Annotated in this window: 8 protein-coding genes; 4 read left to right on the forward strand and 4 right to left on the reverse strand. The window is 69.1% G+C overall.

All coding sequences use genetic code 11. The features are described from left to right. The first annotated feature begins 168 nt into the window (after positions 1–168). The 3 genes from ON39_RS19695 (at position 169) to ON39_RS19705 (ending at position 3,055) form a co-directional block, all read left to right on the forward strand. Positions 169–609: an SgcJ/EcaC family oxidoreductase gene (locus ON39_RS19695; RefSeq protein WP_040736427.1), complete on the forward strand. Its 441-nt coding sequence runs from the start codon at positions 169–171 to the stop codon at positions 607–609. A gap of 833 nt (positions 610–1,442) precedes the next feature. After that, complete coding sequence (locus tag ON39_RS19700) at positions 1,443–2,156, forward strand: HD domain-containing protein (protein ID WP_040736429.1); 714 nt, start codon at positions 1,443–1,445, stop codon at positions 2,154–2,156. 89 nt (positions 2,157–2,245) lie between these two features. Next, on the forward strand, positions 2,246–3,055 hold the full coding sequence (locus ON39_RS19705) for a CPBP family intramembrane glutamic endopeptidase (RefSeq protein WP_146251332.1): 810 nt from the start codon (positions 2,246–2,248) through the stop codon (positions 3,053–3,055). 52 nt (positions 3,056–3,107) lie between these two features. Here ON39_RS19705 and ON39_RS19710 read toward each other — a convergent pair whose 3' ends face one another. Beyond that, positions 3,108–3,683: a TetR/AcrR family transcriptional regulator gene (locus tag ON39_RS19710; RefSeq protein WP_040736431.1), complete on the reverse strand. Its 576-nt coding sequence runs from the start codon at positions 3,681–3,683 to the stop codon at positions 3,108–3,110. A 100-nt stretch (positions 3,684–3,783) separates the two neighbouring features. Between ON39_RS19710 and ON39_RS19715 the strand changes: the two genes are divergently transcribed. Next, positions 3,784–4,743, forward strand: coding sequence for a quinone oxidoreductase family protein (locus ON39_RS19715; protein WP_255219284.1), 960 nt, complete (start codon positions 3,784–3,786; stop codon positions 4,741–4,743). A 421-nt stretch (positions 4,744–5,164) separates the two neighbouring features. Here the strand turns inward: ON39_RS19715 and ON39_RS19720 are convergent, their stop codons facing one another. The 3 genes from ON39_RS19720 to ON39_RS19730 form a co-directional block, all read right to left on the reverse strand. Continuing rightward, complete coding sequence (locus ON39_RS19720) at positions 5,165–5,395, reverse strand: hypothetical protein (protein ID WP_040736433.1); 231 nt, start codon at positions 5,393–5,395, stop codon at positions 5,165–5,167. 120 nt (positions 5,396–5,515) lie between these two features. Then, a complete protein-coding gene (locus ON39_RS19725) occupies positions 5,516–6,754 on the reverse strand; it encodes an FAD-dependent oxidoreductase (protein ID WP_040736435.1) in 1,239 nt (412 codons plus the stop codon). 295 nt (positions 6,755–7,049) lie between these two features. Next, on the reverse strand, positions 7,050–9,196 hold a 2,147-nt coding region (locus tag ON39_RS19730), incomplete at its 5' end, for a WD40 repeat domain-containing protein (protein WP_040736437.1).

Here is a 9,196-nt window from a genome sequence, read left to right on the forward strand (position 1 = left end):
CGACTGCGAGCGGATGACACTCGGAGACTGCGAGCGGATGACACTCGGAGACTGCGAGCGGATGGCGTTCGGCGACTGCGAGCGGGTGGCGTTCGGTCGTCGATTGTGAACGGGACGATAGACCTCGGGCTTGACCGGAACCTTTGTTGAGGTTGGAAGCTGAACGGCATGAGTGCAATTGAGCCGCCGGTCGTCGGCGATACGACCGTGGACCACAGCGCCGACATCGCGGCGATCGAGAAGATCATCGGCAATGTCGAGACCGCGTACAACACCAACGACGCCGCGCTGATGACCGCCGACTTCACCGCTAACGCCATGGTCGTCAACGCCGTCGGCGCGCTGACGACCGGCCGCGACGCGCTGCTGGAGGCGAACCGTCATGGGCTGGCGGGATTCCTGAAGGACGAGTACGTCCGCTACGAGATCACCGACATCACCTTCCTGCGCCCCGACGTCGCCTTCGCCCACAAGGTCGCCGGAGCGACGACCGCCGACGGTGAACTCATCGACATCGACCACGCGATGATCGCGCTCTACGTCCTGGTCAAGGAAGACGGCCGCTGGTGGACCGCCGCCAGACAAAACACCCTCATCCCCCACTCCTAGCGCTGTCTCCTGGCCGAGCAGAGTCGAATGGTCGTTGACGGAGATCAAGTAGGCACCATTCGACTCTGCTCGACGCACGCTCCTGCGGGCGTCAGCGAGTGCCCTTGTTCAGCATTACTGTCTACGCCGGGTGCAGCACCCTTATCCCGAAGTCCGCAACCGCAGCGCACAGTCAGCCACGGCCCACCCGAATTTGCGCCTCTTCCCACAACCGCAACCACTACGCGGGCCGACAGACAGTGCGGAACTTGGCAATGAGCGCGGCTGTTCGCCCGGCCGACCGCGAGACCACAAGAAGCTGCCGGGCAGCGGCGGACCTCCAACCAACCAAAGCACCACCGCCACAAGGCCGCGGACTGTACGCCACGACCACCTGGATTCCGCACCCCTCCCCACCGCGAGACCACAAGCTGCCGGGGGCGCGGCGCTATTGCGGATCGAGCAGAGTCGAATGGTCGTCGGCGGAGGTCAAGTAGGCACCATTTGACTCTGCTCGACGAGGTTCCGGCCGTGCGCAGCTTCACTGCGTGCGCCGGGCGCAGGGCCAGCGGCACCGCCCACATCCGAGTTCGCAGGGACCGCGTGGGCCGACAGACAGTGCGGAACGTGGCAGAGAGTGGGCATTTCGTTAGCACCATCCACCGGCCGCCGCGAACTGCTCGGCGCAGCGGCCCGCGCTACCCACGCCCGCATCCGCACCCTTTGTCCGAATCATCGCCACTACGGGGCCTGCAAGGGGTGCGGAAGTCGGGAAAGGGTGCGGCTGTTGGCGTGGTGGGCGGCGGTGGATTTTCCAGGCGACGGCGACCAGGTGGTCCGATTAGATTGGCTGTATGAGCAATCCTGGGGCGGGAGTCCTGGCGGTGATGCCGCTGCACACGATCAGCGAGGTTTACGGCGAGGCGGGGCTGCGCGAACGATTACTGCTGGAGATCGCGGAGTTGCCGGACAGCGAGCGGTTGGTCGAGGCGCTCGAGCTGGCCGCCGAACTCCACCGCGACGATCACTACGGGCGCGAACCGTATCTCAATCACCTACTGCGCGTGGCGATCCGGATCATCAGCCACTATCGGGTGCGCGACGGCGACCTGGTCGCCGCCGGCCTGCTGCACGACTCCGTAGAGGACCACCCGGTGGAGCTGGCCGGCGACCGCCCCGGCCCGCCGACCGCCGCCGCCCTGGCCGAACTCGCCGACCGCTTCGGCGAGCGCGTCGCCGAACTGGTCGCGGCCGTCACCAATCCCGAGCCGGACCCGTCGATCGACCGGCATCTGCAATACCGCGAGCACGTCGCGGCCAACCTCGACCGGGCCCCGTGGGCCAGGATCGTCAAGCTGTCGGACTTCACCGACAACGGTGTCGGCATCCTGTACGCGACCGGCCCGGCCATGCACAAGCTCGCCACCAAGTATCGCCCGCTCACCGCGGTCTACCGCGACCTTGTCACCCGCGCCGACACGCCCTTGGCCGACGACGTCAAACAGCACATCCTCGACCAACTCGACAGTGCCGACCAACGATTCGAGGCCATCCTGGCCGGCGATTGAGCCGTGCCGTCGTCCTTTCGGAGGACATTCGGCCGATATTCGCCTCCGCCGCAAAGGACCCACCCGCCACCGATGGCATCGTGAGATTCATGCGGAGATCCGGCGACTTCCTCTTAGCCACGGCGCTTCTGGTGTTCACCGCCGCCGTGGCGACGCTGATCTGGACCGGGCACACCGGGTTGCGCTACTCCGCCGACAGCGACGACACGCTGCCGATGTGGATGCTGGGCCTGACGGTGTTCGGTGGGCTCGCGGCCGCCTGGCTGGTTCCGCCGAAACATCGCGAAGACGAACCGCCGCAGGGTGATTCGCGCACCGCCCGGCAGGCGTGGTGGCTCTTCGCACTAGCGCTCGCCTTCACGATCGGCTTCGCCCTCTCTCCCGGCGGCAACGGCTGGTTCCTCGGCCTGAAACTGCCTCTCCTCCTTGCCGTTCCGCTCATCTTCCGGCTGGCGTCCTGGCACGAGTGGTACCGGGTGGACACCGAAGGCCGATGGCTTCGCCCCCTACCGGCCGTCCTCACCTTCCTCGCGCTGTTCACCCTCTTCGGACACGACTACACCGGTTCTCGACCGGACGTGATCGCCGTCGTAGGCGTGTTCGTCCTCAATGCGATGCTGGAGGAGATCTTCTACCGCGTCTGGCTGCAAACGAGGCTCGAGGCCGGCGTCGGGCGCTGGCCCGCGATCCTGGTGACCGCACTCGTCTTCGCCTCATGGCACGCGGTGATCCACGGCGGCAACGGGTTCGGCGTAGACCTCGCCGCCGCCTTCGTGCACATCGGCGGCTACGGCGTCTTCCTCGGCTACCTCTGGTCGCGATACCGAAATCCCTGGCTGCTCTTCCTGGTTCACGGCATCATCAACCTGCCGCTCCCGATGCTCGCCGCCATGTTCTGACGCACAACGCATTTCGAGACGTCGACCGCACGGCTATGCGGCGCAAGGACTTTCACGGCGTCCGCAGCACCGACTCGACCAGTTCACGCACCGCGGCGAGCAGTCGCTCGGTCTCGCCCGCCCGGACCATGGTCGGCACCAACTCGCCGCCGATCGAGGACAGCAGCAACCGGCCGACCACCTCGGCGTCGAGATCGGGCCGCGCCTCGCGCAGCAGCGCGGTGATGTGCTTGTCCCAGAAGGCATGGAACTCGCCAGTGCGCGGATGCGGCGGCACCGTGCGGTAGGCCACCATGAGCTCAGAGTTCTCGATCACCAGGCGCGTCATCGCGTCGAAATAGGCGAGCAGCCGCGCGTCGGCCGGCGCGCCGGGTCCCAGCGGTGGCGGCCCGTCGGTGATGGCGTCCATCAGCGTGAGCGCGCTCTCGGCGACCATCTCGTGCAGCAGCCCGGCGCGATTGCCGAAGCGATGGAAGATCGTGCCCTTGCCGACCCCGGCCGCGGCGGCGACCCGGTCCATGGTGATCGCCTCGGCGCCGTGCTCGGCGAGCAGCGCGGTGGTCGCGTCGAGAATGGCGCGCCGGTTACGCGCGGCGTCGGCCCGTTCCTTCGGACGCCCGTCAGTCATCGCACCCGCTTTCGTTGACAACTTGACCGCCGGTCCATATCGTTGCGGAGGCAACTGGACCAGCAGTCAACTTATGGAGTTAATGATGCAGGCAATCGTAATGACACAGACGGGCGGCCCCGAGGTGCTGGTCCTTCAGGAGGTCCCCGCGCCCGCGGCGGGCCCGGGCGAGGTGGTGATCCGCGCCGAGGCGATCCCCGTGCTGTTCCCGGAGACGAAGCTGCGCTCCGGCGAGTTCCCGCTCGGCGTCGAGCCGCCGCTGGTCTTCGGTTTCCAGGCCGCGGGCGTGGTGACCGAGGTGGGCGCGGGCGTGGACGGCGCGCTGCTCGGCCGCCGAGTCACCGTGGCCACCATGGGTTTCGGCTCCTACGCCGAGTTCGTCAGCGCCCCAGCTGATTCCGTGACGCTTATCCCGGACGGACTGTCCGCGGTGGACGCGGCCGCGGTCCTGATGAGCGGCTCGGTGGCGCTGCCTCTGCTGGAGACGGCCGCGCTCACCGGCACCGAGACGGTGCTGATCGAGGCCGCCGCAACGGGTATCGGCGGTTACCTCACTCAGCTCGCCAAGGAGTACGGCGCGGCCCGCGTCGTCGCCACGGCGGGCGGGCCGGTGAAGGCGGAGCGGGCCCGCGAGTTCGGCGCCGACGAGGTGATCGACCACAACGATCCCGAGTGGCCCGCCCGGCTACGCGAAATCCTCGGTGGCGCAACGCTCGACGTGGTCTTCGACTCCATCGGCGGCCCCACCGCCGCAGAAGTCCTCGACGTCATGACACCCCTGCGCGGCCGAATGCTCAGTTACGGTTGGCTTTCCGGCGCCCCCGCCCAGCTGAGCGCCGCCGATCTGATCACCCGCGGCCTCACTCTCACCGGCTGCGCGGGCCCGGACTGGCTGGCGCGAGTCGCCCAGGCCCGCACCGCGACCCTCCAGCGCGCCGCGACCGGCCGCCTGGATCCGGTGGTCGAGGCGGTCCTCCCGCTCGACCAAGCGGCCCACGCGCACAAACTGATCGAGGACCGCGCACCGCTGGGCAAGCTCATCCTCCGCCCGAACGACTAGTCGCGCTCAGGTCCTGTGTCGGAGTCCGCACCGGTCGGCGTTCCCGAAGACGAAGCGGGCCATCCACGCCGTAGGCGTCGCCGGGTCCACCAGGACCGTCGCGGTCCTGGTCACGCTCGCCGGGTCGCGTCCGACGTCCCGGCACGCATCCGAGAACTGCGGTCCGGCCGATGCATCGGGGCCGGACCGTCGCCTGGCAAAGTGGACGACAAGCCGACACCGGCGACGACAACGCGGACGGCCTCCTGCCCGCGGTCGAGGTGACCGGCGCGGGCACAGCGCGGCGCGCAGGTCATCGCCGCACGAGCCCGAACTCGCGATTCGACCTCCAACAGCGCCGTGTGGGACGTCGATACAGGGCATACGCCGGTACCGGAACACGGCACCGGACCAGGCTCAGCCGAACGGCACAGGCCCGGGATCAGCCAACGTAGTTGCAGAACGTCGACTTCTGGCCGAGCAGGCACGGCAGCCACGCCGATCCCGACGCCAGCGAGTTCGCCGACCCGGACGGCGAGATGTCCATCACCGACTGCGCGTCGGTCGACGGCTCCAACGGGAGGCCCTGACCCGCCGACGCCGGCCCGGCCGCGAACACCGCGCCGACGATCGCCGCGCCCGCGACCAGTGTGGTAGTCCCAAAATGCTTCATCGACAACACCTTTCGCTGTGTACGTTGTGCGGGCACAACGCTAGCGAGAATGTCATCTGAACGAATGCCGTTATTTGCCATGCCCCGGCCGCCGGTGGCACCACCGCGACCGGGATGGCGTCAGGCGGTGCCCCCGCGACGAGCGAAGTCCGGGGCGTGCTCGGGCAGGATGCCACGGGCGACCAGGAACGGTGGAATGCTGCGCACCACGGGGATTCGCCGGTAGACCCGCACCCCCAGCGGCGCGTCGGGCGAGCCGGCGATATTGATGCCGCCCGCGAGCGCCGGGCGGATCACCCGCGCGTGCAGCAGGCGCTGCATGCCCTGGGTCACCACGGTCGGCAGCGTGCGGCGGCGCTGCACCTTGGCTAAGTCGCGCGTGCTGACAGACTTTGAGAGCAGCGGGGCAGAAAGGATTCTCGCGGCCGCGACGGCGTCCTGCACGGCCAGGTTGATGCCGACGCCGCCGACCGGTGACATGGCGTGCGCGGCGTCGCCGATGCACAGCAGTCCGTCGGTGTACCAGGTGGTCAACCGGTCGAGCTGAACGTCGAGCAGTTTCACCTCGTCCCAGTCGGCGAGCGCGTCGACGCGGTCGCGGAGCCAGGAGACCGAGTCGGCCATCGTGCGCATGATCTCGTCGACCGGGCCGCGCCGCGCGACCTCGTCGGTGCCCTTGGCGATGAGCGTGGCGCACTGCCAGTAGTCGCCGCGGTCGAGCAGCACCGCGGCACGGTGGGCCGTGACGACCGGGACGGCTCCCGCCGGGTCGGTCTCGTTGCGCGGCAGGCGGAACCACCACACGTCCATCGGCGTCGGCCAGCTCCGCGTGGCCAGGCCCGCCGCCGACCGCAGCACCGAACCGCGCCCGTCGCAGGCGACGGTGAGATCGGCGCGGATCTCGCCCGTGCCGCCGTCCACGGTCCGATAGGCGACGCCGGTGACCTTGCCCTCCGACCAAAGCAGTTCGGTCGCTTGGGTATTCATCCGCAGGTGGAAGCTCGGCTCCGCCTCGGCGGACCGCGCGAGCAGATCGAGCAGGTCCCACTGCGGCACCATCGCGATGTATTTGTGTTTGCCCGGTAGATCTTTCAGCGACGCGAAGGTCTGCAGGCCGTTGGCGGTCGCCAGCTGCACCTGCTCCAGTTTGCGCGCGGGCAGTTTCGCGAACTCCTCGCCGAGGCCGAGCTCGTCGAGCAGATCGAGGGTCGTGGGATGCACGGTGTCGCCGCGGAAGTCGCGCAGGAAGTCCTTGTGCTTCTCCAGGACGGTCACCTCGACCCCGGCCCTGGCGAGTAGCAGTCCGAGGATCATTCCGGCGGGGCCACCCCCGACCACCAGGCAGGTCGTCTGTTCCATCGACTATCCCTCCTCGGTCGCACCATCGCCGCAGGGTCTCGCCTATAGCACGAGTCTACTGTCTGATGCCGACGCGCGGGCCGACCTGAGAGCGTCCGACCCGGGCAGTGATCTCGAAGGCCGTTCCGCTCCGGCTCGGCATCATCTCCAACGACTTCGGCGGATGGTCGAACGACTCGGCCGTATACGGCTTCGCCGACGCCGCAAGAGGTTTGGGAGGCATTGCCCCGTGCCCGCGACGGCGCCGAACCCTGAACCTGCACCGCGAGCGACGATCCGCCTCCCACCGCCCGTTTCAGAAGGGCGCGTCCAAGGGCAGCTGCGCGACCTCGGGCAGGTACGGATCCAGCTCACCGGACTCGAACCGCGACACGCCGATCACATGCCAGAACTGCCCGGCGATATTGCCTTCGAACTTGTAGCGCCCGTCTGGTGCGAGCGCCGCCCACCCCTCGGGGAGCCCGAGCAGCTCCGCCCGGATGGTCGGCGCGGTCGCCGGGTCCGGATAGTCGCCACCGGGCACCGTCCACAGGATGGCGTTGCCGTCGTCCCCGCCGCTGGCCAGCAGCCGTCCGGACGGGTGGAAGGCCAGCGACCACACCTGCCGCTTGTGTCCCTCCATCGTGTGCAGGTGCCGCCCGGTTGCCATGTCCCACAGGCGGATCACGAGATCCTCGCCGCCGGTTGCCAGGATGCCGCTGTGCGGATCGACCGCCGCCGCCCACAGCCGCCCGGTGTGCCGGGTCAATTCGTGCAGGCTCGCACCGGTTTCCACGTCCCAGATGCGTACGGTCATGTCCCAGGAGACACTCGCGAGGCGGTCGCCGTGGAAGACCACCGCGTAGACCCGATCGCGGTGGCCGGCGAATTCCCGCAGGAGCCTGCCGGATTCGACGTCCCAGAGCCGCACCGTGGAGTCGTCGCAGCCGGTGGCCATCTTGGTGCCGTCGGCGTTGAACGCGATGGACCGCACGCGACCGTAGTGCTCGGCGCAGACCATGTGCAGCGCGCCGGTGGTCCGGCTCCAGATGATCACCGTGTCGTCGTCGTTCGCGGTGGCGACGAAGTCGTCCGTCGGGTCGAAGGCGATCGCCCAGATCGGCGCGACCTTCACCTTGATGTGCCGTTGGAACCGGTCGGAATCGAGGTCGAGCAGGCTCAGCCTGCCGTCGTTGCCCACCACCGCGAGCTGCTGCGGCTGCACGCGGCTGAACAGCGCGGACTCGAAGGTGACGAGCCGATCCTCGCTGCCGGCGAGGCGACGGATCTGCTTGGCGCTCACCGGATCCCACAGCCGTACCAACCCGTCGTTCCCGGCGGTCGCGAGCAGCGTGCCGTCGGCGTTGAAGGTCACCGACCGCACCTGCCTGCCGTGCCCGGTGAGCACGTGCCTGCACACGCCCGTCACGGGATCCCAGAGCCGCGTGGTGAATTGGTCGTCGGTGACGGCGAGCTGGCCGCCGTCCGGCCGGAAGGCGAACGGCCAGATCGAGCCCGTGTGCGCGGTGATCCGGTGCCGCACTTCACCCGTCGCGCTGTCGCGCAGGCAGAGCAGGCCCGCGCTGTCGCCGGAGGCGAGCAGGTCACCGGCCGGATCGAAGGCGACCCAGTAGACGGCCGCGTTGTGGTCGGACGGCGCGTACCTCGTCGAGCCGGTCTCGACGTCCCAGACCCGCAGTCCCCCATCGGTGTCGCCGCTGGCCAGCAGCGGCAGCGTGGGATGGAACGCCAGCGTGTACACCCGGCCGGTGTGCCCGGGAAGCTCGCGAACCAGCGTGCAGCGCACCGGATCCCACAGCGCGACCAGGCCGCGCACGTCACCGGCCGCGAGCAGACGACCGGTCGGATCGAACGCGACCCGGAACACCGAGCCCGGCGCCCCGACGAATTCGCCGCGCACCCGGCCACTCTCGGTGTCCCACAGCCGGACCTTGCCGTCGCGATAGGCCGCGGCGACCACGCCCTCGTGAAAGGCCAAGCTGTAGATCAGCTCTCGGCTGCCGTCCGCGGGCACACACTCGTGCCGCAGGTCGCCGCCCGGCAGCGACCACAGCCGCAGTACCCCCGCCGCGTCGCCGGTGGCGAGCAGGTCGCCCGCGCCGTTCAACATGACCGGCCACGGCCATTCGCTGTGCCCGTGCAGGATTCGGCGCGACTCGCCGGTCGCCACGTCCCAGATGCGGACGGTGCCGTCGCTCGACCCGCTGATCAGCACGGATCCGGCGTAGGCGACGGCGAACGAGCGGTTGCGATGCCCCTGCAGCGTGCGCAGCGGCAGCCCGGTCTCGGCGTCGCAGATCAGCACGCCGCCGTCGTCGCTGCCGATGGCGAGGGTGTCGCCGTCCGGGCTGTAGGCGAGCGGCTGCGGCAGCCTGCCGTGCCTGGCGTGGAACCCGTGCCGGACTCCGATTGCGGCAGGAGCGAATTCGGTCCCGACCACCG

This window comes from Nocardia tenerifensis NBRC 101015, assembly GCF_000308715.1.
Lineage (GTDB): Bacteria > Actinomycetota > Actinomycetes > Mycobacteriales > Mycobacteriaceae > Nocardia > Nocardia tenerifensis.